At 41.7% G+C, this 24,088-nt stretch carries 26 protein-coding genes; 12 read left to right on the top strand and 14 right to left on the bottom strand.

Going from position 1 to position 24,088, the window contains the following annotated elements; translation table 11 throughout:
* Positions 1-186: 186 nt before the first annotated feature.
* Positions 187-843: a zinc ribbon domain-containing protein gene (locus QXW63_01525; protein MEM3460579.1), complete on the top strand. Its 657-nt coding sequence runs from the start codon at positions 187-189 to the stop codon at positions 841-843.
* Between the two features lie 9 nt (positions 844-852).
* Here QXW63_01525 and gatE read toward each other — a convergent pair whose 3' ends face one another.
* The 5 genes from gatE to QXW63_01500 all read right to left on the bottom strand — a co-directional run bounded on the left by gatE (position 853) and on the right by QXW63_01500 (position 8,156).
* Positions 853-2,754, bottom strand: coding sequence for a Glu-tRNA(Gln) amidotransferase subunit GatE (gatE, locus tag QXW63_01520; GenBank protein MEM3460578.1), 1,902 nt, complete (start codon positions 2,752-2,754; stop codon positions 853-855).
* A gap of 16 nt (positions 2,755-2,770) precedes the next feature.
* Entirely contained in the window at positions 2,771-4,111 is a 1,341-nt protein-coding gene (gene gatD / locus QXW63_01515; protein ID MEM3460577.1) for a Glu-tRNA(Gln) amidotransferase subunit GatD, read from the bottom strand.
* Positions 4,112-4,418: 307 nt separating this feature from the next.
* Positions 4,419-4,712 (bottom strand): winged helix-turn-helix domain-containing protein, encoded by a 294-nt coding sequence (locus QXW63_01510; GenBank protein MEM3460576.1) that lies wholly within the window; start codon positions 4,710-4,712, stop codon positions 4,419-4,421.
* Positions 4,713-4,799: 87 nt separating this feature from the next.
* Positions 4,800-4,982, bottom strand: coding sequence for a hypothetical protein (locus QXW63_01505; GenBank protein ID MEM3460575.1), 183 nt, complete (start codon positions 4,980-4,982; stop codon positions 4,800-4,802).
* 336 nt (positions 4,983-5,318) lie between these two features.
* A complete protein-coding gene (locus tag QXW63_01500) occupies positions 5,319-8,156 on the bottom strand; it encodes a M28 family peptidase (GenBank protein ID MEM3460574.1) in 2,838 nt (945 codons plus the stop codon).
* A gap of 186 nt (positions 8,157-8,342) precedes the next feature.
* On the opposite strand from QXW63_01500, the gene QXW63_01495 reads away from it, so the two are divergent.
* The 3 genes from QXW63_01495 to QXW63_01485 all read left to right on the top strand — a co-directional run bounded on the left by QXW63_01495 (position 8,343) and on the right by QXW63_01485 (position 9,959).
* On the top strand, positions 8,343-8,801 hold the full coding sequence (locus QXW63_01495; protein ID MEM3460573.1) for a hypothetical protein: 459 nt from the start codon (positions 8,343-8,345) through the stop codon (positions 8,799-8,801).
* 74 nt (positions 8,802-8,875) lie between these two features.
* Positions 8,876-9,166 (top strand): hypothetical protein, encoded by a 291-nt coding sequence (locus tag QXW63_01490; GenBank protein MEM3460572.1) that lies wholly within the window; start codon positions 8,876-8,878, stop codon positions 9,164-9,166.
* Between the two features lie 73 nt (positions 9,167-9,239).
* The gene (locus QXW63_01485; protein MEM3460571.1) at positions 9,240-9,959 is read left to right on the top strand and encodes a hypothetical protein; all 720 of its coding nucleotides are present in this window, start codon (positions 9,240-9,242) and stop codon (positions 9,957-9,959) included.
* Positions 9,960-10,042: 83 nt separating this feature from the next.
* Here the strand turns inward: QXW63_01485 and QXW63_01480 are convergent, their stop codons facing one another.
* Together QXW63_01480 and dapA are read right to left on the bottom strand one after the other, a co-directional pair.
* The gene (locus tag QXW63_01480) at positions 10,043-10,843 is read right to left on the bottom strand and encodes a tRNA (adenine-N1)-methyltransferase (protein MEM3460570.1); all 801 of its coding nucleotides are present in this window, start codon (positions 10,841-10,843) and stop codon (positions 10,043-10,045) included.
* Positions 10,844-10,853: 10 nt separating this feature from the next.
* Positions 10,854-12,332: a 4-hydroxy-tetrahydrodipicolinate synthase gene (dapA, locus tag QXW63_01475; GenBank protein ID MEM3460569.1), complete on the bottom strand. Its 1,479-nt coding sequence runs from the start codon at positions 12,330-12,332 to the stop codon at positions 10,854-10,856.
* 163 nt (positions 12,333-12,495) lie between these two features.
* Here dapA and QXW63_01470 point away from each other — a divergent pair, with 163 nt between their 5' ends.
* Together QXW63_01470 and QXW63_01465 are read left to right on the top strand one after the other, a co-directional pair.
* On the top strand, positions 12,496-13,428 hold the full coding sequence (locus tag QXW63_01470; GenBank protein ID MEM3460568.1) for a hypothetical protein: 933 nt from the start codon (positions 12,496-12,498) through the stop codon (positions 13,426-13,428).
* A 37-nt stretch (positions 13,429-13,465) separates the two neighbouring features.
* Positions 13,466-14,758 carry a hypothetical protein gene (locus QXW63_01465; protein MEM3460567.1) on the top strand — a complete coding sequence of 431 codons (1,293 nt, stop codon included), beginning with the start codon at positions 13,466-13,468 and terminating at the stop codon, positions 14,756-14,758.
* Positions 14,759-14,775: 17 nt separating this feature from the next.
* Here QXW63_01465 and QXW63_01460 read toward each other — a convergent pair whose 3' ends face one another.
* Complete coding sequence (locus QXW63_01460) at positions 14,776-15,462, bottom strand: hypothetical protein (GenBank protein ID MEM3460566.1); 687 nt, start codon at positions 15,460-15,462, stop codon at positions 14,776-14,778.
* 125 nt (positions 15,463-15,587) lie between these two features.
* Positions 15,588-15,827 (bottom strand): hypothetical protein, encoded by a 240-nt coding sequence (locus tag QXW63_01455; GenBank protein MEM3460565.1) that lies wholly within the window; start codon positions 15,825-15,827, stop codon positions 15,588-15,590.
* Between the two features lie 176 nt (positions 15,828-16,003).
* Between QXW63_01455 and QXW63_01450 the strand changes: the two genes are divergently transcribed.
* Both QXW63_01450 and QXW63_01445 read left to right on the top strand, forming a co-directional pair.
* Positions 16,004-16,480 carry a hypothetical protein gene (locus tag QXW63_01450; protein MEM3460564.1) on the top strand — a complete coding sequence of 159 codons (477 nt, stop codon included), beginning with the start codon at positions 16,004-16,006 and terminating at the stop codon, positions 16,478-16,480.
* A 98-nt stretch (positions 16,481-16,578) separates the two neighbouring features.
* On the top strand, positions 16,579-17,358 hold the full coding sequence (locus QXW63_01445) for a GNAT family N-acetyltransferase (protein ID MEM3460563.1): 780 nt from the start codon (positions 16,579-16,581) through the stop codon (positions 17,356-17,358).
* Between the two features lie 9 nt (positions 17,359-17,367).
* Here QXW63_01445 and QXW63_01440 read toward each other — a convergent pair whose 3' ends face one another.
* Complete coding sequence (locus QXW63_01440; GenBank protein MEM3460562.1) at positions 17,368-17,733, bottom strand: hypothetical protein; 366 nt, start codon at positions 17,731-17,733, stop codon at positions 17,368-17,370.
* Between the two features lie 12 nt (positions 17,734-17,745).
* Positions 17,746-18,498 carry a hypothetical protein gene (locus tag QXW63_01435; GenBank protein ID MEM3460561.1) on the bottom strand — a complete coding sequence of 251 codons (753 nt, stop codon included), beginning with the start codon at positions 18,496-18,498 and terminating at the stop codon, positions 17,746-17,748.
* Positions 18,499-18,719: 221 nt separating this feature from the next.
* Between QXW63_01435 and QXW63_01430 the strand changes: the two genes are divergently transcribed.
* Complete coding sequence (locus tag QXW63_01430) at positions 18,720-20,105, top strand: NADP-dependent malic enzyme (GenBank protein MEM3460560.1); 1,386 nt, start codon at positions 18,720-18,722, stop codon at positions 20,103-20,105.
* Between the two features lie 116 nt (positions 20,106-20,221).
* Positions 20,222-20,674, top strand: coding sequence for a hypothetical protein (locus QXW63_01425; protein MEM3460559.1), 453 nt, complete (start codon positions 20,222-20,224; stop codon positions 20,672-20,674).
* A 40-nt stretch (positions 20,675-20,714) separates the two neighbouring features.
* On the opposite strand, the gene QXW63_01420 is transcribed toward QXW63_01425, so the two are convergent.
* Entirely contained in the window at positions 20,715-21,008 is a 294-nt protein-coding gene (locus QXW63_01420) for a hypothetical protein (GenBank protein MEM3460558.1), read from the bottom strand.
* Between the two features lie 93 nt (positions 21,009-21,101).
* Here QXW63_01420 and QXW63_01415 point away from each other — a divergent pair, with 93 nt between their 5' ends.
* On the top strand, positions 21,102-21,527 hold the full coding sequence (locus QXW63_01415; protein MEM3460557.1) for a DNA-binding protein: 426 nt from the start codon (positions 21,102-21,104) through the stop codon (positions 21,525-21,527).
* Here the strand turns inward: QXW63_01415 and rimI are convergent.
* Positions 21,519-21,971: a ribosomal protein S18-alanine N-acetyltransferase gene (rimI, locus tag QXW63_01410; GenBank protein MEM3460556.1), complete on the bottom strand. Its 453-nt coding sequence runs from the start codon at positions 21,969-21,971 to the stop codon at positions 21,519-21,521. The two genes, QXW63_01415 and rimI, sit on opposite strands and share 9 nt — an antisense overlap.
* Positions 21,972-23,027 (bottom strand): lysylphosphatidylglycerol synthase transmembrane domain-containing protein, encoded by a 1,056-nt coding sequence (locus tag QXW63_01405; GenBank protein MEM3460555.1) that lies wholly within the window; start codon positions 23,025-23,027, stop codon positions 21,972-21,974.
* 139 nt (positions 23,028-23,166) lie between these two features.
* Between QXW63_01405 and QXW63_01400 the strand changes: the two genes are divergently transcribed.
* A complete protein-coding gene (locus QXW63_01400; GenBank protein ID MEM3460554.1) occupies positions 23,167-24,072 on the top strand; it encodes a radical SAM protein in 906 nt (301 codons plus the stop codon).
* Positions 24,073-24,088: the final 16 nt, after the last annotated feature.

The raw sequence follows: 24,088 nt of genomic DNA, 5'->3' as shown, positions 1-24,088 counted from the left end.
ACCATAACGATAAACACTAACAACGCAAAAATCAAAAAGAGAAAATCGCCATTATCCATTAACGTTTACCTCACAATAAAAAAAGGGGTTGTGCGGGAGAAGTCACCATGGTTTTTAGATTTTACGATTGCCGATATATGTCGGTTTCAGAAATAGCGTATTAAATATTAAGATGCACTATACTACATGTTGAACCCAAACCGGGGAATCTACGTGGCAAAAAAAGGAATACTCGTATGGCTCTTCAGCACCCTAACCTTCCTATCCCTCATACACTTCATAGAAGCCATATACGCCTTAGCCTTCAACGGTCAAATCAGACTTTTAACATTATACCCGCTAATAAACGAAAAACTGCAAGCCATAACGCCAATGGTATACTGTCTCGTAAGCGCAGTTGCAACTTTCATCTTTTGGGGAATCACATGCGCAGTTGCTTTCGAAAACCCTGTTGATGCTTTCCTGAACAAGATACTTTCAGACGCTAAAACACAAACTGCGGTTGAAGCTCAATTGTTAGAAGAAAAAAGCGAGATACTTGACATGATGAACGAAACAATAGAGTCAAACAGCCAAAACTTGGCACAAGTCAAAGACATAATCTACAACGTTAGAACCGAGGTGAAGGAGCTTCAGCCACTAAAAGAGAATGTGGAGAAGATAAGAGCTGAATTGAGCAGTTTGAAGAAGGAGATTAAGAAAATTGAGGAGAAAGTGCAGTTTCCGAACATTTGTCCAGCTTGTGGAAAGCCATTGCTTCCTGAATTTAAAATATGTCCTTACTGTGGCGAACCAGTGAAGGTGCCATCAACGCCTGTTATTGCGCTTAAGGATTACAAGTAGCCGCGTAAACTATTTCGCTGCCGTCTTCAGCTTCTCCTTTAACAGTTTACTTGCTTGAGCAGCGTCGATTTTGCCACGTAAATTCTTCATTATCATGCCCATGAGAATGCCGAAACTGCCTTCGCCTCGTTCTTTAATCAATTTTTCATTTTCTGCGATTATTTTGTCGATTAGGGCTTTCAGTTCTTTTTCAGAAAGCGTCTCCAACCCCAAAGCGCTAATTGCTTTTTGTAGGCTTTCGTTTTCGTGTTTTGAAAGCCAAACGAACACATCTTGTAGTGCCTCTTTTGTTAATGTGCCTGTGGCTACGTTTTTGAAGACTTCTCTTATTTGTGTGTCAGAAACTTTGTCTGTTTCTATGCCTTCACGTTTTAGGGCTTTCAGTGTTTCTGTGAGGAATGCTGCGACTGTTGTGGGTGAAACGTTGCTTTCTGTTACTATTGTTTCGAATAATTGGCTGTATTCTGAGTCCATAATTTGTTTGGCTAGTTTTTGGTTGAGCTTGTATTCTTTCATTAGGCGTTCGAGTTTTTGTTCTGGAAGTTCTGGCAATTGCGCATTAATTTTTTTTATGTAGTCTTCGGTTATTTGTGTTGGTGGTATATCGGTTTCTGGGTACATCCTTGCTGCGCCTGGTCTGGGGCGCATGTAGCGTGATGTGCCGTCTTGGTTTGCGTTGCGGGTTTCTTCCGGCACGCCTTTTATGGCTTCTTTTGCTCTTTCTATGACTGCTTTTAGGGCGTCTTTGGCGTTTTCTGGTGTGTCTGCGACGAATACGATTGCGTCGTCGTTTTCTGCTTTGAGGGCTTTTTTTAGTGCTTCAACTTCTTGGGTTGTTATGCCGTAGGCGGGTAGTTCGTCGGTGTGGAATATTCCGCCGACTCTTCCCCAGAATCGTGCTCTGTCTGCCATTTCTGTTCCTAAGCGTAGGTTAGGCGCTAATTCTTGTTTGAGTAGGTCTTTGAATTTTGGAAGTTTCACCGCTAGGACTTGTTGTTTTTTGTCGAGGGATTTGCGGATGACTTTGCATTGGGTTTGTTGGAAGATGTGGGTTACGTTGTGAATTTCTTCTGTTAGTTGTGTCTCTTTGACTCCTTTTTTTTGGAGTTGTTGGCTTATTTTTATGAGGTTTAGTTGACGTTGGATTTCGTATTCTATGACTTGGGGTAGTAGTTCGAGTTCTTGGACTCCTTTGATTTCTATGAGTGCTCCGTTTGTGATTGATACGTTTAGGTCTTGGCGGATTGTGCCTAGTCCTCTTTTGGCTTTCCCTGTAGCTCTTAGTATTCTTCCTATTGTGAGTGCGATTTCTTCTGCTTCTTTTGGTGTGTTTATGACTGGTGCGGTTGCGATTTCGATTAGTGGTATGCCTAGGCGGTCTATGCGGTAATGTATTGTGTTGTCTTCTCGTCCCATAATTCTTGCTGCGTCTTCTTCTAGGCTTATGTGTTGGATTGGGACGGTTTTTTCTCCGATTTTGATTTCGCCGTTCAAAGCGGTTACGCATGTTCTTTGGAAGCCTGTTGTGTTTGAGCCGTCTATGACTGTTTTGCGCATTACGTGGATTTCGTCGACTGGTTTGGCTTTCATCATTAGTGCGACCGTTAAGGCTATTTCAACTGCTTCTGTATTCAATGGATGAGGTGGTTCTTCGTCCATTTCTACGAGGCATGATGTTGCGCGGTTTGCTTCGTATTGGATTTTTACGCCTTTTTGGAATTCGAAGTATGCGGCTGGGTCTACTTGTCCTAGTTCGCTTTGGGTTGGGCGTAGTCTGCGTGTGAATGTGATTTCGGGTTGTTCTTTGAAGAGTTCTGGTTTGCATTGGCAGAACAGTTTTGCGGATGTGTCGAGTTGCTGGTGGATTTCTAAGCCTACTTTTAAGCCGATTTTTTTATAGTCGATTTCCATGGGTTGTTGTTCCTCCTTATTCTATGCCTATTTTTTCTGGGATTGTTCGTGGTAAAAATTCGCCGGCTATGTTTGTTTTTAGTAGTTTTTTTGCTTCTTCCAGGTTTTGGGTTTGTCCGAAAATCCACATTAGCTTTACTAGTGCTGTTTCTGGGAGCATGTCTTCTAGTGGAATTACGCCTAGGGCGAGTAGGTCGCGTCCTGAATCGTAGACGTTCATGTTTACGCGTCCCCAGATACATTGTGAAGTCATGGCAACTACGACGTCATGTTTTATGGCGTTTCGTATGGCATTGAAACAGTATTTTCCAACGTGTCCTAAGCCTGTTCCTTCCAGAACGATTCCTTTGTATTCGTTATCCACGTAATAATCGATTAAAGCGGGGTTCATTCCCGGGTAAAATTTGACCAGTGCGACTTTTTCGTTGAATTTTGGTTTTAGCATTAATTTGTTTGTTGAGTCGCGTTTTTGGTAATTTTCTGTTAACATGGTTATTTTTTGGTCTTGTACACGTGCTAGTGGCGTTGTGTTGACTGATTTGAAAGTGTCTCTTCTGCTTGTGTGGCATTTTCTGACTTTCGTTCCTTTATGGAGTATTATGCTGTCGTCTGATGTTGTTTCGTGCATTGCTATTGAGACTTCGGCGAATGGAGCGTTTGCGGCTGCGGTTACTGCGCCGATGAGGTTGGTTGCTGCGTCTGAGCTTGGGCGGTCTGCTGAACGTTGCGAGCCTACGAGGATTACTGGAACGGGCAAGTTTTGCAGTGCGAAGCTTAGGGCTGCAGCTGTGTAGCCCATTGTGTCTGTGCCGTGGGCTATTACGATGCCGTCAACGCCTTCAGAAATTTGTTTGGCGGTGGCTTCTGCAGTTTCTGTCCAATGTTTTGGCGTGATGTTTTCGCTGAAAAGGCTGAAGAGTATGTGCGCGTCTATGCGTGCTATGTTGGCGAGTTCTGGAACGACGCTGTAGAGGTCGCTTGCTGTTAAGGCTGGGCGTACTGCGCCTGTTCTGTAGTCAACGCGGCTAGCGATGGTTCCACCTGTGCTTATTATGGCTACGCGTGGCAGTTGTGGGTTTTGTTCTGGTGGCGCTGGCGGGACGAATGTGGGTTTTGCGCCTTTGCCTATTCGTTCTATTTTTGCGTCGGGTGTTATGCGGACGCCAATGTTGTAGCCACTTTTCAATTTTATTACGATGTGCTTTTCGTCTCCATATTCAGAACGTGGAATAAGTATGCCTTCATAGACTTCATCATTTCGTGTTATACGGATTACATCGCCTATCTCAGCACCTATCTTTCTGATAGCATCTAATGCTTCACCTTTGTAGCCAGAAGACTCTTCTTCTCTACTCATTTCCGAATTCTCCAAGGTTTCAATTGGTAGAGAGAGCGGTTATTGTGTTTAACTTTATCGCATGCACAAACATTGGAAAGGGCAAGCATCATAGAACGGTAGAGTCAATAGTTGTTTCAACCTATTTATAAGGGAGGGGCTAGTCTTTGTCAAGCGTAAAACTACACGTTTACTTTAGCTTTTTTGACATGTATGCGCCTTCATAGTCAAGACCAAGCCAAAAAACGATAAAAGAACAAGCTATATTCTATGTTTTCAGAAATATACAATTTGATGAAAACTATTGTAGTTAAAAAATTTAAGATGGTTAGTATGGTACAGGTGCTCTGTTTCTTAATTCTTCAACAATTGGCAAGACTTGCTTGAGTTCGCGGAAATACTTGAGCACTGTAATGCCTCTTTGTGTTATGGCGTAGACAACTCTGCGCTTTCCGATTGTGCGTTCTTCGACAAGTTGCTGTTTTATTAAGAAGTCTAAATATTGCTTCAGCACGCTGCAATTAACATTAGCCTTGTACATAATATGCGTTAGCTTTAACGGGCCGCGGTGGGCAAGCACCTTAAGGATGTCAATATACATTTCAAGTTTGGATCGTCTCATTATCCTAAACCTCTTGGCGATATTTTCACCCTTTTTATATAAAGCTTTTATGGATTCAAACTACGTCTTTTTCCTCTTTAGTCCCCATTAGTAGCTTCTTTTTGCTTGTGCTCTGTTTAACACGTTTATTCTATTTTGGAAAGCGGTGACCATATCATCTACCAATATTTTTTGCAATTCTGTCCGAAGCCCTTTCATGTTTTCTTTGAAAACCTTAGCCATTTTTGCTTGTAGTTCTTTTCTTTGTTTTGGCGTTATGTTATGTTTCAAGGAGTTTCCTCCAACGATTATGCACACAAATAGGCTATGGGTATTTAACTGTCTTATGAACAGAAAATATGAATTCAAAATCCACATTCCTGACTATCCCTTTGCAGCCTTAGAAGAAGGATAGCCCATCCATAAATAGACAAGTCTTAATCTGAAAAACATATGCCAAACCAGTTCCAACAAGAAATATGGCATAACTGAAGAACATTTTTATTTTTGCCCTCCTAATATTTTTGTTGCCGGATGATGAGAAGGCATTAGCTTGACAATATAAGCGGATGAAATCTCAGAGTTACTCGGACGGCATTCAATTGAATTTCACAATCGCGCGAGATATCATAGATAAGTTTTTCCGAAGTTATCACATGCAATAATTATGTCGCCCATGTCTACTTTGCTGTTTCCGTCTACGTCGTAGTTTGGATTATGGGGACATAGTATGCAGGGTGGCGTGTGCCAGTACCATCCGTCTGCTCTAAGCGTTGACCCGAAAGCACCAACAATAAGCACTATATCATCCATCTTCACTTTAAAATCACCATCAACATCGCCAGGAAGCGTTATTAAAACAAAGCCATTGAATGTGCAGTTATTGTCTGTTGTGGAGGTTTCGTCTGGAAAAGGCCAAGCGTAAGCCCGTATGGTGTAATTGCCTTTTTCAAATTCTGTAGTGTTCCATGTGATAGCAACTGTAACTGAGGTTCCATTAGCGACAACAATATTCACGAGTGTCGCGATAACTGTAGCGTTTGCATACGCTGTGACATTTACATATTCTATGTATCCTCCTTGATTCTCTATCGTTACTTTAATTTGCATCAAGAAGGATTGCCCAGAAACAGTTTTACTAGGTTTAACGCTTGTTAAGGCGATGTTACGAGGCAATGGAGGAACATTAGGTGAAATACGTACTGTTGTAAGCGCGGCTATTTGAATGTGCTTTTCAAGATCCACAGCTTCAACCCAGTTTAGTGTCAACGTTGAAGTTGAATTGTCATATTCTGTGTGAATCCAGCCGGGGCTGCCCATGTACCAAGCGTCATTATAGAGAAGAGGAAATGAAATCAGCAAGACACTGGACGGAATTGGTGTCGCATCAGAAATGTTTGCATCTAAACCCCAATATTGATAATAAATGCTGTTGGCCCACAATGGGTTTCTAAAGGTCTCCTGATCGGAACCACCCGGCGATTCCAATTCACCAGATACACCAAGTTCCAAAGCAGCTTCCAACACAACTTGGTCCAAATCAAAACCGTTCACCGGCTCAGTTTCGGTAACTCGAAACTCATCACTACCTATGCAATCCAAATTAATAACTGCCTTAATATTTGCCATGTCGCTTTTGTGCTGTTTCACATAGTTTATCGAGCCTACCAGATAAAGCTCCTCACTTGCAAAAGCTACAAACAGAAGAGTATATGCGGGTTTATAGACGCCGCTTGCAACAGCATCAGCAAAAACTTTTGCAAGCTCTATTACCCCCGCAGTTCCCGCACCGTTATCACAGAAGCCCGCACACATAACAGTGTCATAGTGACCGGAAATAATTATCATTTTATCCGGGTCTATGTAGCCTTTAATTCTTCCAACAACATTATAATGAGTGCCCATACCAATAACTGAATTGATGGAAACGTTCGCAGAGACATCTATGCCACTTTCTCTATTTCGAATCCATAAGCCATCTTCATAGTTTACAGAACCTACAGGAATGCCCAAATCCCAATAATAGTCTCCAAAGGAGCTTATCGGGCGTCCGCCGGCAGAACTGTACATGGGAGGTGTGAATGACATCCATTCATACCACCACGTGTGAACGATTGCGGCTGGCGGTTGCGCCGTCAACTTATTTCTGTATGTATTATGCCAACTAGAACTCCAACGAACTTCTCTTCCAATCAATACTATCTTCCCTGTGGTGTTTATAGCGTTCCATGCGGTTGTGTTAATTGGATTCACACCTATTTCAAAATAACTTGCTGCCTCAGGCAGAGGTAAAATCACAAGATCAGCAAAGGCTCCATTTGGAGAAGTTGGCCAACTGTAATGTTCGCATTGAAAAGAACTAAGAACAGTTTGGTCATAAGTTGTATTTGGATTTCCATCATCATCAATCACGAGAGAAGGCTTACTCGTCACGTCCCAAGTTGTAAATTCAAAAGGTTCAAGCCATGCTTCTAATCCAAAGCTTTCGAATTTTTCTTTAATCCAGTATACAGTTTCGTTTGCACCAGCAGACCCGCCTGAACGGAAGGCATAATGTTCAAGTGCCATGTTCTCTAACTCTAAATCGTGGTTGTAGGCTCTTGAACCGTTAACAAGAGAGACTATTTGCTGTTCGCATGGGTCTCGAGGATAAACCAAAGGATAGCGGTCTATGTTGTTTTCGTCTATTATGCGTGGCGTGTCGCCTATTCCATCGCTTCTTGTCTCGTTTTGATAAACACCACTGTACGAATCCACGCCCCAATAATCACTCCACAAGTTGCCGCCGGATGGGTAATTATCGTCCCAAGCATTTGCTGAGTCGTAAATATCGACTTGGTTATCATTGAATAAAAAGCTGTTGTGGTGAATTGAATTGTTATAAGAAGACTGTAAATAAATGCCCGCGGAGTGTTTTGTTACATTGTTTTCGCGAATAACATTATAGTTTGACGCATGAAGTCCGATGCCTATCCAATTATCTGTTAGGTTGTTTCCAACTATAGTGTTGTAGGACGAATCAACAAGGTCAATGTTAGCTTTGCCATAAAGCATTGTTTGATGTAGGTTGTTTCCAATGATGCTGCAGTTTTGGCAAATGTCAAGTCGGATACCATAATAGAATTTCGTGATCTCCATGTTTGTTATTGTTACGTTGTGTCTAGCAACAAGGAGCACTCCTGCTTTATGGACTTCACCGTTTCCTTGAACTATGCAACCAGCCCCGTCTAACTTCATGTCGTCTCTTTCTATAACAATTCCGTCGGCATTGCTAGTGATATTGCCAATTAGGATATAGACATCTCCGTCACGTAATATTGGTGCATCAGCCGGTTCTATAGCGCCATCTGCCCTAATGTAAACAGTTCCAATCCATGCTATTACTGAATGAAAATTTGTCGCCATAACAAAAATGCCGGTGAATAATAATATGCACAAAATAACTGAAGATATTTTGTTAAACATACCCCCTCTCTCCTATCATTTTAATGAGCGAATCGGTTAAATTAATGCTACTCCTCAATTATTCTATTGATAAATACGTTTAATCTATTTTATACCAATCATTAGTACAGCATTCAGAACCACTCAAGGGGCGCCTTGATTAGGCTTTTAAATACATATTTTATTAATGCTGATAGGCGATGCTTAATGTCAAAGGCTCCACATGAATTTAATTTGGCGTTCTTGGAGTCTGAATTGAAAGGTAAAACTCTTCTTGTTTACTGGTATCTGCTGCAGCAGCCTAACCACATGGTTGGCGTTCGGGAGGTTCAGCGTGCTTTAGGCTTTTCTAGTCCCAGCATAGCAGTGCATCATCTTGAGAAACTGCAAGAGTTAGGGCTTGTTAACAAAAAAGGAACAGGCGAATATGTGTTAGAAGAAGAGGTGAAAGTGGGAATTTTGCGTTTCTTCACACGTATGGGTCGCTTTCTTGTGCCTAGATATCTCTTTTATTCTGTCTTTTTTTCTACTATGCTTGCTGCTTATTTAGCCATCTGTGTGATAAGCCAGATAACCCCCAGTTTTTACACCGTAATGTTTGGTTTAATCGCCACTGTGATTCTGTGGGTTGAGACTGTTCGGTTGTGGAGGGCTAGACCGTTATGAGCGTTTACCATGCTGTTCTAAAATGTAGAATTAAAAGACTTATGAATGTATTACTGTTTGTGGAGGCCTCTTGAATGAGAAAAGTGCTGCTTTACATAATAACCGCAGTGGTTCTTGGACTGTTAATGACGTTGGTTCCGCTAATTACGTTTGCAAAGATAACACCGACACATACAGATGCAGAAGCATATTTATTTTCCAAATCGTTGAGAGCACTGGAAGGCATACGTGCAAGTACGCCTACATATTCTCACGCAGACGTTGAAGTCTTAGTCATAAGTTTTGTAGTAGCATTGATTGTGTACATATTGTTTAAGCGGAGAACACCTCACCACGAACTCCCAACGTTTAGGCCACCGTACTAGATTTAGTACAATAATGTTCTGAAACGTAGCATTATAGCAATTAGGCGCCTATTATGTTATTCTGGTGTTAAATATGTTGATAAGAAAGAAGGAAATTGCTGCCGCAGTAGTCTTATGCACGTCTGTTTTGCTTCTGACTATTTATCTTAATACGAGACAAGTACAGCAGCATTCTGCGTCATTGTACTTACGCAGTGCGAACACTGGGAAGGATTTAAGCAGTATTCAGAGCGTCTCTCCAACATCGCAGACACAGTATCAAGTGATTACAGAAACCATAGAGGGCGAACTAGAAAAAGGCGCGTTTGAAGACGCGGTTGATAGGCTTACTGTTCTTGCTGACGAAAAAGATGGCTACGTAAAATCCTTACGCATGACTTACCAAAACGACGCGTGGAGTGGACAGATGCTTTGCAAAATTCCTCCTGCGAATGTGACATCCTTCACGTTTAACGCGAGAGCAATAATTGACTCGAATGGAACAGTAACTTACATAAACATCAGCGTTGAAACAGTAAACGCGTCAGACATTACGCCAGAAGAAGAGTTTTCATCAATTACAATAAACTTGAAAGAGAAGAAACCTTCAGATGTTAATGTAGGCGCTTCGTTAGAACCTGTCGTCAAGATTCTTTCTGCAAGCATGTTGTGGATTGCTCAAGGGCTAATAGTTGTCTTGCCGTTATGCTTTGTTTCGCTTGGAATAGTGTTGCTGTTTAACAGAGGAATTATACCAGTGTGGAAAAACGTGTTGAAAGGTTCAAAGCAAACCACTAAAAAAGAAGCGACATAATCCACAGAATCTCCTATTTTTTCTTTTTTGACACTGTGTTAAGATAAGAATAAGTGAATAGAAATTTAGCGATAAGTGATTGCTTATTCTTTTGTTGAAGTGTCAAAATGGCGAATTATTTTTCTGGCGAATGTTATGTATCCCGTGTGCGCTGTCATCAGAGTTTGCGGTCTTGTTTTACCCCTTTCAGTCTGCATTCCCCGCATTAGGCATTCTATGGTTTCTGTGTCTACGAAGTAATTTTCCTTTAAGGCTTCAGCGGTTTTGACTACTTGGTCAATTGTTGGGCTGAACGAGACTAGTGTTCCACAAGGTTTCAGTGCGTTATACGCATGGGGAATAACAAGCCATGGAGTGGCTAAATCAAGAATCAAAGTGTCTACATCGTTTTCGTCTATGCCAGCGGTTACATCTTTGTTTTTTAATTCCACAAAGTCGATTAAACCAGCGCGTGTTAGGTTTTTCTCTGCAGTTTTTATGAATTCTTCGCGGATTTCGTAGCTGTAAACTTTGCCTTCTGGCTTAACATAATGCGCTAGGGCTGTTGTTAATGCACCAGTGCCAGTTCCAGCTTCTACGACACGGCTTCCAGGCCCTATCCCGCTGAACATTACTATTAAGGCAATGTCTTTCGGATAGGTTATCTGTGTTTGCCTAGCTGACTTCATTATGAAATCGCGGAGAAGAGGCTTCAACACTATGAATTCAATGCCCAAACTGCTGATAATTGTCGTGCCGTATTCTTTGCCGATTAAGTCGTCAAATTTTATGAAGCCCTTGTGCGTGTGGAAAGTTTTGCCAGCTTCAACTTTAATCATGTAAGTTTTTCGTTGGTTTAAGTAGAGGAGTATGTAGTCGCCTTCGCGTATTTTCTGTTTTGTCAATTTTCATTCACTATGGTGTGTATTTGAATGGGTGTTTCGAGCGGTCTTTGTTCTCTATTAATTCGTCAATGTTGGGTCTGCCTTCTATCGCTTTGCGGATTGCGTGGCGCATGGCTTTGTAATTGTTTATGTAAACTCTTTGTCTGTCAACGGCTGTGGGATGCACAAACACGTTCGCGATGATAATCAAGTCGTCAACTGCTTCTTTTGGAATAGTTCCATCTGCGACACTGTCAATCACTGCCTTAGCAACTGCTGTTTGAGCTGGACCGTAAACCATGCTCGCTTGACGCATGCTTGTAATGGTAACTGTTGGAACGATAAGCGTCACCGGTTTCACGGAGAGATTTGGCTCCAAAATGGCTAATAGTGGCTCATGTCCTGGTGTTGGTGCTGCTTTAGCCTTTGCAAAAGCTTCGCCAACTGGGCCGTCGCTTTTTCCGATGATAAGGTCTATGTGGGCTACTTCTGCGCCTCCTCCTGCTAAGGCTTCACCGACGCGTAGTTTGAAGTCTTTTATTACGTCTGGCGTTATGTTTACTGCCATGAAGCGTTGTTCTATTGGTTTTTCGGCGACTTCGAACGTTACTGCTTTAGGCTTTATTTTTCCTATTTTTTCTAAATCTAAGCGTAATTCTTCTCTTGCTTCGTAGGTTAACTCGCCGCCTACGCTTAATGGCTTTCGGACTGGTCCTACTTTGATTTTCATCATGTTTAACGCTTCTTTTGTACCCACTGCTCCGCTTCCAGCGATTATTCTGGCTATTTTCTGCACTTTATATTGGAGTTCGCGGGCTTTTTGCAACTCGCCGTTTCTAATGTGATTGTAGACTTGCACCCAAATGTCAGGTATCACGTTTGCGCTTGCAAGAATCGCTCCACTGCATCCTGCGGCTAATGCTGCCACAACTACTTCGTCGTGTCCGCATAAGACGTTTATTTTGTCTCTGACTTTTTCCAGCACTGCCAATATGAAGCTTAGTTGTCCGCTGCTGTCTTTTACGCCTACTATGTTTGGGATTTGAGCCAAGTCTTCAACCATTTGCCAAGGCAACGGTAAGCCTGTGCATTGTGGAATATTGTAGAGAATTATTGGCATGTCAGCTTTGCTTGCTATTGTATCGTAATGTTCATAGATTCCACGATCTGCAGGCTTCAAATAGAAAGGGGTTACGATTAAAACAGCGTCGGCGCCCACATCTTTCGCGTATTTTGTCATTTCTAAAGCTTTGTCTGTTCCGCTTGCGCCTGTTCCAGCAACAACTTTGACCTTGCCGTTGACTTCGTCGACGACGGTTTTTATGACTTGTTTTTTCTCTTCTGTTGTCATGTTGACAAATTCGCCTGTGGTGCCGCATGGGACGACCCCATGAACGCCTAATTCTATGCAGTGGTTAACTAAAGCGCGCAGTCTTTCTTCATCAACCGCTGTTCCATCATCCGTGAATGGTGTGACTAAAGCAGGTAGGATTCCTTCGGGTTTAAACATGGTTTATCGTCACCTACTAGTTAACCATGCATTTATATCATTTAAGCTTTGAAAAGAAGCGTATACCATTGCGATTTGCTAAGTTTTAATTGAAGCTAATTTTTGGGTAAACTTTTTCTGCACGTAAGAAGTAACGTTTTAATTACGATGAGATAGGCGCCAGATGTCCCGCAGTAAAATCTTCATATTCATCATTGTTCTCTCAGAAATTCTCATAGTGGCGCTTCTTCCCTACGCACTTGTCATAGAAAGACAAAGCGTACCCTTTCCGTTTTTGCGTGCCGAGTATTCCTATACTGTAAACATTCCAGGATATGGCTCTGCACAAGGACAACTTGTGCTGAGCACTAGCAACATTGTTAATGCAACATATATTGAAGTTACAGAAACAATTAGGACCGGGGGAATAGTCTCAACTTCAATGACATTTTATGTAAGCTTAATCAACCGCTCAGCAATTTTTGTAAAGGAACTTTTGCCTACGCCGGAAATTCCGCCTCACGGTGAATACTTTGATTTGTGGATTGGCGAGGAGCATACAGCTGGAGATGTGCTAAACATTTTGAATGGGACGGTTACTTTGGCTGACTCTGGCTTGAGGTGTTATGGAGGGATGTTCTTCAACACGTTGGCGGCGCATGACGTGGAATTTAACTGTTCCCAAAACGTCACACTCTATGGAAGTATAATACCCGCTGATTATTATGGAAAGCTTGAGATAATATATGACCGTGAAACTGGGCTCATGTTGGAAGATAGGCAATATTGGACGGTTAATTACGTGGAATCGGGTTCTACAAAAACGCTTTCTTATAATATAGTTCTCACGTATAACACGTCAAATGTACGTTTTACTTACTTCACTTACGCTTTAACAACGGGCATATACTCAGCACTCATCCTCGTAGTAGCTGCACTCATATACCTTGCAGTCCACGTTTACCGTAAGAAAAAAGCAGAAAAACTAGCACTTGAAAAACCACCAACAATAGGCGAGGAACCTTCGGCGCCTGCACCTCCTCCAGAAGAGCCTCCACCTCCACCACCTGCGCCGCCAACAGATACGCAATTTTTCAGTTTTAGTGAAAATGCTTAAATTACGAGAGCCTCTGAAGACTAACGATTGTTCGGAAGTGTCTATTTTGGATAAGATTCGGGAAAGATTGCGAATAAACGAGGAAAATTTGAAAGAAATTAACGAGTTCTTACTTAGAAAGGATAATCCCCTTACGAATGGTCTGTTTAAGATTGTTGAAAAATATGGCGGTGTGGAGGAGATTAACCGTAAGGCTAAGGAGTCCCGTAAGCTTGAAAACCTAATGGGGCGTCTGGAGAAAAAGAAGTCGCCTTTTGTTAAGGACCTTGAATGGCTGATTAAGCAGCGAGATAAAAACTCCTTCATAAGCATTCCCGAGTATAGAAGAAAAATTTTGGGAAAGAAAGTGGATTCAACGAAGTTTGACGATTCTTTCGCGGTGACTTTAGAAATTAGTGCTTTCAACTTTTTCCCATGGCTGATTGAAGAGGCAAAATACGCAATAAAACAGCAAGACCTCATGCCTGGCAGATACATACGCGTTCGTAACATGAAAGAGCAAGTGGAAGATGATGACGTGCTCGCAACTATGGCGGCAATGCAAATCATAGGAGCTTCATTCGTGGAAACACTTGACACAAAAGGAACCATGCCAGGGCCAGACGGCAAACCAGTAAATGTTCACTTGAGCGGACCGGAAACTATTACGGGTTATTTTGGTGGTGTTGGCGCTCCAAATGAGTACGCTTTGAAGTGGGTTGACGAACTGCTTTACTATTATACTGAGTATGGTGTGCAGCAAGTTTTGAACACGAATTCGGGTACTGTTCTTTTGGGGTATTTGCTGCACAAACTTGGCGTTGACGTTGAATTCAAGATTTCCGTGTTTTTAGGCAACGATAATCCTTATTCGATTTTGTGGACTCTGTTAACTGCGAAGCTTCTGAGTCGAAATGATGGCACAACACCGCTTATTGGTTTTAACCTTTCAAACTCTGTCAACAACGAGACAATTGAGCTTTCAGCTTATGTTCGAAAAGCCTTCGATTTCGAGGACATTGTTCGCATCGAACACCACATAACCGAAGCCTACAAGAGCATTGTTAGGCAACCATACGACCGACTTAATGAGTTAGTGGAGTTGGCAGACCACGTCAAAAACATCAGTGCCAAACATGAAGGCGGAGACCCAGAAATCGAGAAGACCAGAGACCACCCGTCAGACATTTTGGACTATTTCATTCCAAAAAAGGATATTCTTGAAAAAGGGTTGATGCCAAAACTGCTTCGCAACTATTTGGACAAGCACGATGCTGTGAACCGAACGGCTAAGGCCCTAACCAAAAAGGGTTTAACATTCATCGCTGCACAAAAATTGCACAAAAAATAAAATGAGGAAGTAAGAAGCTACCACGTCTGTTTTGGCTTTCGCATAATCAAGTAGACGGTTGTGGCTACAAAGAAAATGGTGACAACCGCCAAAGCGATTACTGCTTGTCGTGTGCTCTCAAGCTGACCTAAGTTTCCTTTAAGTGACTCGTAGTCTTGCTGAAGGCTTGTATAATTATTGCTTAACTGTTGATAAGTCTCATTCAAACTTGCAAGTTGTTGCTCAATCTCACTTAGATAGGTATTTTCAACAATCGTCATTGGAAAACCTGCATTTCGTTTGTAAGAGTCGTCTGCGATTGCATAACTGAGGCGTAATTCGCCGAAAGTTGCGCTCCAAATGTCGTGAGGTATTAGAATGTCATAATGGTATTCTCTTGTTTCATCAAAGGATAAAGACTCATCCATTAGTATACTCGTGGTGTTCAGCGGAATTTGTTCTTCTCCCTTTAAGAAGCCATAAACTGTAAAGTTTAAATAGTCAATTTTAACGTTGGCAGATGTGCACTTGACCCATAGGTGAACTGTTACATTTTCGCTTGGGAGAGTTTTCTGCGTCGCGTTTATCATTATTGAAATACCGACATACTCTTCTGAGAAAAACATCTGCAAGTCAGTTGCCGACTGCACTGCTGAACTACGAGCAAATGTCGGTGCGAAAGTCAAGATAATTATGACTGTTGTTAAATGTTTGAGTTTTTTCATTTTTTCACGACCTAACAAAGGAATTAATGATTGAGTTTTATGGATGACAATTTAAGGTTTATCATCATTTCCTTGTAGCCTTGCAGAAACTAGAGAAAAGCTTCAAAAATTAAGTTGAAACTTGTTCATCTTATTGAGCGTATAAAACGTTGATATATGTATATGAAGTAGATAAGCGCAAACGCTGTTAGGATAATCTCGAACGTTAAGATTGCAGGATTCTTTTCCACCGCCATAAAATATCCACGGTTTGCGATATCTGCGAAAACCAGCACTTGCAAGAATATTGCGCCGCCTAGGCAGCTTAAGCCTAACGTGTGGAAGAGCATGCGAATTCGGCGGTTGATGTTTGCGGTGGCTTTCATTTTCTATCGTGAATATCAAGAGACTATACTTTAACTTATAACTTATGAATCCCAACACACGACAAAACCTAATAATTACGCCTCAATACTTTAACATCAGAAAAAAACATAACCGCAAGCCTTAAGAGTCAATGTAATGTTATGTGTTTTGTCAAAATATAAGGTGTTGAAAAAATTTGGCAGTTGAAGGTTTTTCAGGACCTAAACAACCCGTAGACGTGAAAGTAGGCGAATTAACTCCCGCCTCAAGAGCAGTAAACGTCACAGCAAAAGTTGTCTCCAAAAGCGAAATCAGAAACATAGCAGCAGGCAGAGACGGCGCGCCACACCGCGTGTGCGATGCGTTAGTGGGCGACGAAACAGGATGCGTATACTTGACATTATGGGACGATAACATCGAAAAAATCAACGAAGGCGACACAATAACCGTTGGAAACGGCTACATCACACTGTTCAAAGGTAACATGCGACTAAACGTTGGCAGATACGGCACGTTGGAAGTTGCAAAAGAAGCATTAGCAAGCGAAGTTAACACAGAAAATAATCTGTCAACGAAAGTCTATGAGCAACCAAGACGCCCCTTCAGAGGACGCGGCAGAAGGGACTTTGGCGGACGAGAAAGGAGAGGCGGCTACAGACAAAGACGATACTAAACGCTTTGTCTGCAACGTAAAGAAAATTTCCCAAATGTTTTCTTCTTTTAACAATTACGTGTGAGTTTAGTTTCCATTGAAACGAGATGTCAACCGAATTGAAGACAGCTAGACTTGAAAAGTCGAACGGAGAAGATTTCTTAAGGTTTCTTCAAAAAGACGAGATTCGACATGTCTTCACAATCTGTGACTTAAGATACGATAGAAACAAAACTCAAATTTGGACCGCCACTGAAAATCATGAAGTGCGTGGTTATCTTTTTGAATTTGACAAGAGAATAATTCACACTCATGGAACAGTAGAAAGCATAGACAAGCTCATACAATATGTTGCCTTAAGCGAACCAACATTCGTTATAGAACCTCACCATCTCACAATCGTAAGAAAGCTCTTTGAACCAATAAAGCCAACTGACAAAGCAAGCAAGGACAAAATCACCGCATATCTAATCATGAAAGCAACCGTAAAAACTTTCAAGCCGTCAATTCAGCATAAAGTCAAAAAATTGGATATAGAAGACCTTAAAGAAGTAGCAAAGAATTTTGGAGAAGAATGGGCAAACAGAATAAAAGACGCCATAGAAAGAGGCATAGCCTACGGTGCATACGACAACTGCACGTTAGCATCTACCGCAACTACTTCAGAAATATTAGACACAATGGCGCTCATCAGAGGTGTATACACGGTTGAGTTTTCAAGAGGAAAAGGGCTCGCAACTTCAGTAGTCTCCGCCATCGTAAAAGAAATACTCAACTTAGGCAAAGACGCTGTTCTTTGGGTCGCAGAGGACAATATTCCAGCAAGGCGCGTATACGAGAAAATAGGCTTCCAAAGAACACAACATGTTCTTTTAGGGTTGAAGGCAAGAAAACTGTGAATATGCTAATTAAGAGAGAATTCCACTAGTACCGGAAACTTCTACAATCTCTGTGGGATTCCTTCTAACTGCGTTTTTTGCCTCGTTCAAGTATGCTGCAAAATCCCAATTTTTATCTTCTTTGTAATCCAAACCAAGCTTCTCATAAAGACTTTTCAAAATTGCTTTTTCGATTACTCCAGCGCCCATCCCAAAAATCTTTCTTAAACTTTCAACAAAAACGTCAGGTTTTTCAAGAACATCTTCTTTCCTCAGCGAATACAAACTTTCCAGATGAAAATAAACTGCATCTCTTCCGCTTTTTCCGAGCACTAATAAGCCTTCATCGACAGCTTCGAACAGAAGGCGTTTGAAATTAGTGGAGTCTTCAGTCAAGGGTTATTTCTCCTAAAGCTCCTTTACGTGTATGTAGAATGCCAGTAAAAAGAACACATATGACACCGCATAGAGCAGTTCTATCGGATGCCCCGCATAATAGGTTCTTCGCAATTCTGTGTAGCTAAAAAGCACGTCAGCCCACGCGTTCAAGAGCACGCCAGAACAGATAAACGCCCACGATTTGCCAAGGCTTCCTTTAAGAAAAATTAAGAGACCCAAAAAAGCCATAGACAACAACGCCATGTCCAATATGGGATAAAGAAAACCCACAATTCTTGTAACCGCATCTTCCGTTCTAACAACTGGAGTTATCACGCTTACGGAGACGAAAAGAGCCAAGCCTAAAGTAACCGTCATAGAAGCAGTTAATATTCCACGAGAAAGTACTGATTTGAAAATTTCAACATACAAGTATAACGCAATAAATAACGGTATGCAACCACCCAACCAAAAAACATCAGCCAGAGACGGATAAGGCATCTCCACGTTCCACACAAGCGTATAACCAACTCGTATGGCTTCTCCAACAAACCAAAGGAATAATCCTAACGTGAAGAAAAGCCAAACAATTGAAAACTGCTCCTTAGCCTTGTGCCAGTATTTTTGCAGAGAAAACCCCGAGCATACAACTGCTACGCCGGCTATTATAGCGAGAAAACTATTTGAAAACACGTAAATAAACGCAGGATAATATGCTTGAAACGCAAACAGCACTATTAAACCAGTAAGCAGTATCAAGGTAATCTTGTAAACTGATGACACGAGGTGCACCCAATGATTTATTCAATTAGAGAATGTTAAAAAGCATGACAAGTTTAAAGTTAAGTTTTATGACCTACAAATACTTATCTAAAATAATCAGCCTACACTCAAAGGGCATGCGCAAATGCGCAATTCGTGTAATACTTCATTATAAAATCAACCGCAACCTTTAAAACCAGTTTTTAAAACACAACAACATCTCATTCAAAGAGGATGATAAAATGTCTAAACCAAAAGAAGAAAGAAGAAAACTAACCGTGGAAGAACTGCTAGCTAAAGCCAAAAAACCCTCCCAATTAGCTCCACCCTTACACAAATTCTACAGCGGAAAAGTCCAAATCATGCCAAAATGCGCCGTTGCAAGCCCAGATGACTTCGCAATATGGTACACGCCCGGCGTAGCAGCAGCATGCAAAGAAATTCAAGCCGATAAGGACAAATCATTCGAACTTACAAACCGCTGGAACTACGTGGCTGTAGTGTCCGATGGCACCCGCGTTTTAGGCTTAGGCGACATCGGTCCAGAAGCAGCCATGCCAGTAATGGAAGGCAAAGCTCTACTATTCAAGTATCTCGGCGGCGTGGACGCTTTCCCGGTGTGCCTAAAAACTAAAGATCAAGACGAGATAGTCCGCGCATGCGAACTCATCGAGCCAACCTTTGGCGGCATAAACCTGGAAGATATAGAGAAACCGAAATGTTTCTACGTTCTAGAAAAAGCTAGAGAACGCCTGCAAATTCCCGTTTGGCATGACGACCAGCAAGGCACAGCCACAGTAATATTGGCTGGCTTAATGAACGCCTTCAAAATAGTAGGCAAAAAACCAAAAGAAAGCCTCATAACCCTCGTGGGCGCTGGCTCAGCCAACCTCAGAACCGCCTACGTCCTAATAAGATGGGGAATCAAACCAGGCAACATCTTACTAGTCGACACCAAAGGCATAATCTACCCAGGCAGAAAGGACATAACAAAAGAAGAAGACCCATGGAAATACGAGCTTTCCCAAAAAACAAACGCTGAAGGCAGAAAAGGCGACATAGCCGAAGCCTTCAAAGACGCAGACGCAGTGGTAGCCGCATCAAAACCAGGACCCGGCACAATAAAACCCGAATGGGTTAAAACAATGGCTGACGATGCAATAATTTTTGCTTGCGCAAACCCAATACCAGAAATATGGCCATGGGAAGCAAAAGAAGCAGGAGCACGAATAGTAGCCACAGGCAGAAGCGACTTTCCAAATCAAGTCAACAATAGCCTCGGTTTTCCAGCCATCTTCCGAGGAGTCTTGGACGTGAAGGCGAAAACAGTCACAGATGACATGTGTATTGCAGCTGCTCAAGAACTTGCAAAGTTCGCTGAAGAACGGGGAATGCATGAAGAAGACATTTTGCCAAGAATGGAAGAATGGGAAGTTTTCCCAAGAGAAGCGGTGGCATGCGCATTAAAATCCATTGAACAAGGCGTAGCACGAGTCAAACCCAGCAAGCAAGAGCTCTACGAAAGAGCAGTTGCGATAATTCAAAATGCCAGAGAATCCGTGAAGTTGCTGATGAAAGAGGGATTAATAAAGAAACCGCCGCCAGAAGAGAAACTGCTTAAGCAGTAAGGCTGAAACGGGCAGAAAGACAAAAAAACAACAAAATTTCCATTTTTCACCTTTTAAAATTCAGAAAATTATTTAAACCAATCCATAGAACATAGAGGGTTAGGGAGAAGACTAGTATGCGTTCAGATTACGCCCTTTACGGAGTAGCAATAATATTGTTCATTGTGACCGGAATATTCGCCGTCTATCCATTTGAATTAAGAGAGCTGTCAGCTGTAACTACAGCAGTATTCGGTCTTCTATTCTTAGGGTTAGGCTATACGCTAAGACCAAAAGCAAGAGCCGCGACCATCGAAGCTCCACCACCGCCACAAGTATCGGCTACTACGGAGGTTGTGCAAGAGACAAAACCCGAAACGGTTGTCGAAGTGGCACCACCAAAAATCGAGCTTACAACGGTAAAAGGCATCAAAGAAAAGAGAGCAGCACAATTAAAAGCCTTAGGAATACACACTGTTGAAGACTTAGCTAAGGCTTCAGCAAACGATTTAGGCGCAAAACTGAAGATTTCGCCAAAAATCACTGAAAAATGGATTGCAAACGCAAAGGAACTCTTGGAAAAATCCTAGAAAAAAGGGCTTTTCTAATAGTATTTAAGTTTACGGATGGTCAGAACTTCAAGATTCTTATTATATTCCTTCTTTCCAACCGCCTAATCGCGTCTAAAAATTCGTTCTTCTTTTTGCCTGTCACTTGGAAAGTTTGAAGCATGTCTTTCACGGGCATTTCAGGTTTTCCAAATCCCGCAGTTCTTTTGTGCAGGTGGTTAACTATTGAGCGTTCTAGTCTTCCGCATCGCCAAGTGGTGTTGCGAAGTAAAACTACAATAGCCCTAACTAAGCCTTGCGTGTCGCTACTCTTTCTCCCAGTCAAATTGCCTTCACAACCAATAATCTTAGGCATTGAGCCTTTTAGGGTTTGCGCTCAAAACCTTTAGAAACACCAAAACACAAAAGAAGAACCCTAAAATAAACAAGCCTAGAAATGGTGGAGAATATGCTTAAGGGACAAGTTGGAAAAATTTATTTTTCGCGCATACTGGAAGATGAGGATTTAGCTGAAGCCATAAAGAAGCGAGTGGAAGAAAGCGGTGTAAAAGCTGGAGTTCTCATCTTTATTGGAAGCTTAAAAGATGCAGTGCTGGGATATTACAAAGAAGGACAATACAAGTCTATTCGATTGGATGGCCCATTAGAAATTGCCTCGGGTATGGGAAACATCGCTGTTAATGAAAAAGGCGAGATAATAGTTCATGCGCATCTGGTTGTTTCAGATGAGGAAGGCAGAGCTTATGGCGGACATTTGATGAAGGATTCTCATGTTGGCGCCACAGTGGAGCTTGTGATAATTGAGGGCGCTGGAGTGAACTTACAGAGAGTCTTTGACGAAAAAACAAAGCTGAATCTGTTAAAGTTAGGTTAAGCTCTTTCTTAGGTATATTCCATTTGCATCTTTATAATAGCCTTTGAGACGCGCAACTTTCTTGTATCCAAGCTTCTGATAAAGCCTCAACGCGGCGATATTGTCTTCGCGTACTTCAAGATGGCATGTTTTAGCACCTTTTTCCTTGAAGATTTTTTCAAGTTCATGTAAAAGTTTTTGTGCTATTCCTTTTTTTCGGTAGACGGTTGAAACGTCTATTGTTAAAATATGTCCTGCCAATGCTGTTCTTTCCACGTATAACATTCCTATGACGAAGCCGACTATCTTGCCGTTTATTTTTGCAACCAAACCTACAGAATTGTAATCTGTTAGTAAATCGGCAATTTGCTGTTTTGTAAAGGCTTCTTTGTCGAAGCATTCCATTTCGATTTCATATAGCCTATCTAAGTGTTGGATTGACGCGTCTTCTATTGTGACTTCCATTTAGGTCATCTTTTTCGTTGTTATTGCTTTAATTTCAAGCCACTGCTGCACGGCGAACCCTATGAAAAACCTGAGCCAAACAGTTAGAATACGTATTAAGATTGTTGCGGTTGCCGCGATGTCCATCGTCATATTAGGGGTTAGCCATTGAAAAAGTGACGCCATCGTTATTTCTGGAAGCCCAGCCTCAAACGGAACGCCCAAAGGAATGGATTGAATGGCGACAATTATTGAACATGTAACAACTATCACGCTCCAACTAATCGGGAAATGCATGGATAAAAACACGAGATAGGCTACTCCGAAACTGGAAAGCCACGATAAAACGTTAAAGACTAAGGATAGAGAAAGGCTTTTAGGCGCATGACCGTACTCTTTGATTGACCCGTGAAACATTCTAGTCATTTTTGTCACTTCATCCTTTATTCTTGTAAGTTTCCAGTGCCCACGAGTCAAAAACTCAATTAGTCTTATTCCGCCTTCAACAATCTTCAGCGTCCACGTCTCCTTAAAACACAAAAGAATCAGCAATACAAGAAAAATAGTAATTACAGCGGTCAACAGTAACGTTAGGTTGATTAGGACCCCACTAACGCGTTCTTGCAATACTAGGACGCTTATACCTAGAAGCAGACTTATGATGTTGACAGCCATACCCATGAGTCTCTGAACAACAACAGAAGCAACAACTTTTCCAGTGGTTCCGTTCTGTTCTCTCTCAATTAGGTAGACTCTTGAAACTTCTCCACTTATCGACTCTGCAGGAATGATTATGTCAATGTAAATTCCATACCAAACATACATGAAAGCCCTCACAATGGAAAGCTTCACCGAAAGAAACGTGACCAAAAAATACCACGACAAAGAAAAGAAAAACGTCTCAAACAAAACCGTCACAATCGCCAAAAAATAAACAGAAACATCAATACGCTGAGCAATTGCAATTATTTCTGGAATATCCACATTAAAGAAATACAGATACAGAAAAAAAGCCAATAGACCTGCTGCTGGCAAAACAATGTTTTTCCAAGTGATTTTAGGCTTTGTCAAAGTCATTAATGCTTTACACCTAACATTGAAAGCAAAAGGAATCCAACCGCAATTATATATTTTGCCTATATTTCCATCTTCACAACAAACGCTTTTCGGCAAGATTTACATATTCTACCATGTTAAACTCTAATTGGTGTAATTGTTGAGTTTAAAAGGAGTTCATTTTCTTCTCACTTACAAATGCGACCTAGAATGTGACCACTGTTTTGTCTGGGGAAGCCCCAAAGCAAAAGGTACCTTCACACTTGAACAAATCAGAAACATCTTGGCAGAAGCAAAAAAGCTACAAACCGTAAACTACGTCGCCATAGAAGGCGGTGAACCCTTCCTATACCACCCTATAATGGTCAAAGCGGCTTCAGAAGCTGCAGAACTTGGTTTTCGCGTTGAAATTCTTTCAAACTGTTACTGGGCTACGTGTATAGACGACGCTGTGGAATGGTTGCAGCCAATAGCAAAAATCAAAAATGTTGAGCTAACCTTAAGCAGTGACCTTTACCATGGAGAAAACTGGGAAACTGAAACAGTAAGAAACGCTGTAAAAGCAGCGCATACGCTACAAATGAAAGCAGACATACTTGCCATCAAAGACCCACACGCCACGAAACCGTGCCCGAAAGAGATTGAAGGGGCAAAAGTTGATTTATGCGAGTTAATGTATAAAGGCAGAGCATTTTCAAAACTGCCACAAAATGTAGTCCTAAAGCCTTGGCATGAATTCACTAAATGCCCATATGAAAACTTCGCTAACCAAGAAAGAGTACACATAGACCCCTTCGGATACGTACACGTTTGTCAAGGCATCTCAATCGGCAACGCTTGGCAAAAGCCCTTCGCAAAAATAATTGAAGAATACAACCCCTACGACAATCCAATCCTTGAGCCTCTGGTTCGAGGCGGTCCTGTAGCTTTGGTTGAAAAGTTCGGTTTATCACATGAGGAAGCTTACGCTGATGCGTGTCACCTGTGTTATGCAGCACGTCTTCTCCTAAAAAAGAGACATCCGGATATTCTTGCGCCTAACCAAATATATGGTGAGTTTGAATAACACAACACCCTAACAC

The sequence above is a fragment of the Candidatus Bathyarchaeia archaeon genome (genome assembly GCA_038873195.1).
Classification (GTDB): domain Archaea; phylum Thermoproteota; class Bathyarchaeia; order Bathyarchaeales; family Bathycorpusculaceae; genus DSLH01.
This window is presented reverse-complemented; position numbering and strand designations above follow the sequence as displayed.

Excerpts from the sequence above, each read along its gene's own strand:
- QXW63_01525 (MEM3460579.1), top strand. The coding sequence starts at position 187 with ATGTTGAACCCAAACCGGGGAATCTACGTGGCAAAAAAAGGAATACTC.
- gatE (MEM3460578.1), bottom strand. The coding sequence starts at position 2,754 with ATGGAAATCGACTATAAAAAAATCGGCTTAAAAGTAGGCTTAGAAATC.
- gatD (MEM3460577.1), bottom strand. The coding sequence starts at position 4,111 with ATGAGTAGAGAAGAAGAGTCTTCTGGCTACAAAGGTGAAGCATTAGAT.
- QXW63_01510 (MEM3460576.1), bottom strand. The coding sequence starts at position 4,712 with ATGAGACGATCCAAACTTGAAATGTATATTGACATCCTTAAGGTGCTT.
- QXW63_01500 (MEM3460574.1), bottom strand. The coding sequence starts at position 8,156 with ATGTTTAACAAAATATCTTCAGTTATTTTGTGCATATTATTATTCACC.
- QXW63_01495 (MEM3460573.1), top strand. The coding sequence starts at position 8,343 with ATGTCAAAGGCTCCACATGAATTTAATTTGGCGTTCTTGGAGTCTGAA.
- QXW63_01490 (MEM3460572.1), top strand. The coding sequence starts at position 8,876 with ATGAGAAAAGTGCTGCTTTACATAATAACCGCAGTGGTTCTTGGACTG.
- QXW63_01485 (MEM3460571.1), top strand. The coding sequence starts at position 9,240 with ATGTTGATAAGAAAGAAGGAAATTGCTGCCGCAGTAGTCTTATGCACG.
- dapA (MEM3460569.1), bottom strand. The coding sequence starts at position 12,332 with ATGTTTAAACCCGAAGGAATCCTACCTGCTTTAGTCACACCATTCACG.
- QXW63_01470 (MEM3460568.1), top strand. The coding sequence starts at position 12,496 with ATGTCCCGCAGTAAAATCTTCATATTCATCATTGTTCTCTCAGAAATT.
- QXW63_01460 (MEM3460566.1), bottom strand. The coding sequence starts at position 15,462 with ATGAAAAAACTCAAACATTTAACAACAGTCATAATTATCTTGACTTTC.
- QXW63_01455 (MEM3460565.1), bottom strand. The coding sequence starts at position 15,827 with ATGAAAGCCACCGCAAACATCAACCGCCGAATTCGCATGCTCTTCCAC.
- QXW63_01430 (MEM3460560.1), top strand. The coding sequence starts at position 18,720 with ATGTCTAAACCAAAAGAAGAAAGAAGAAAACTAACCGTGGAAGAACTG.
- QXW63_01425 (MEM3460559.1), top strand. The coding sequence starts at position 20,222 with ATGCGTTCAGATTACGCCCTTTACGGAGTAGCAATAATATTGTTCATT.
- QXW63_01420 (MEM3460558.1), bottom strand. The coding sequence starts at position 21,008 with ATGCCTAAGATTATTGGTTGTGAAGGCAATTTGACTGGGAGAAAGAGT.
- QXW63_01415 (MEM3460557.1), top strand. The coding sequence starts at position 21,102 with ATGCTTAAGGGACAAGTTGGAAAAATTTATTTTTCGCGCATACTGGAA.
- rimI (MEM3460556.1), bottom strand. The coding sequence starts at position 21,971 with ATGGAAGTCACAATAGAAGACGCGTCAATCCAACACTTAGATAGGCTA.
- QXW63_01405 (MEM3460555.1), bottom strand. The coding sequence starts at position 23,027 with ATGACTTTGACAAAGCCTAAAATCACTTGGAAAAACATTGTTTTGCCA.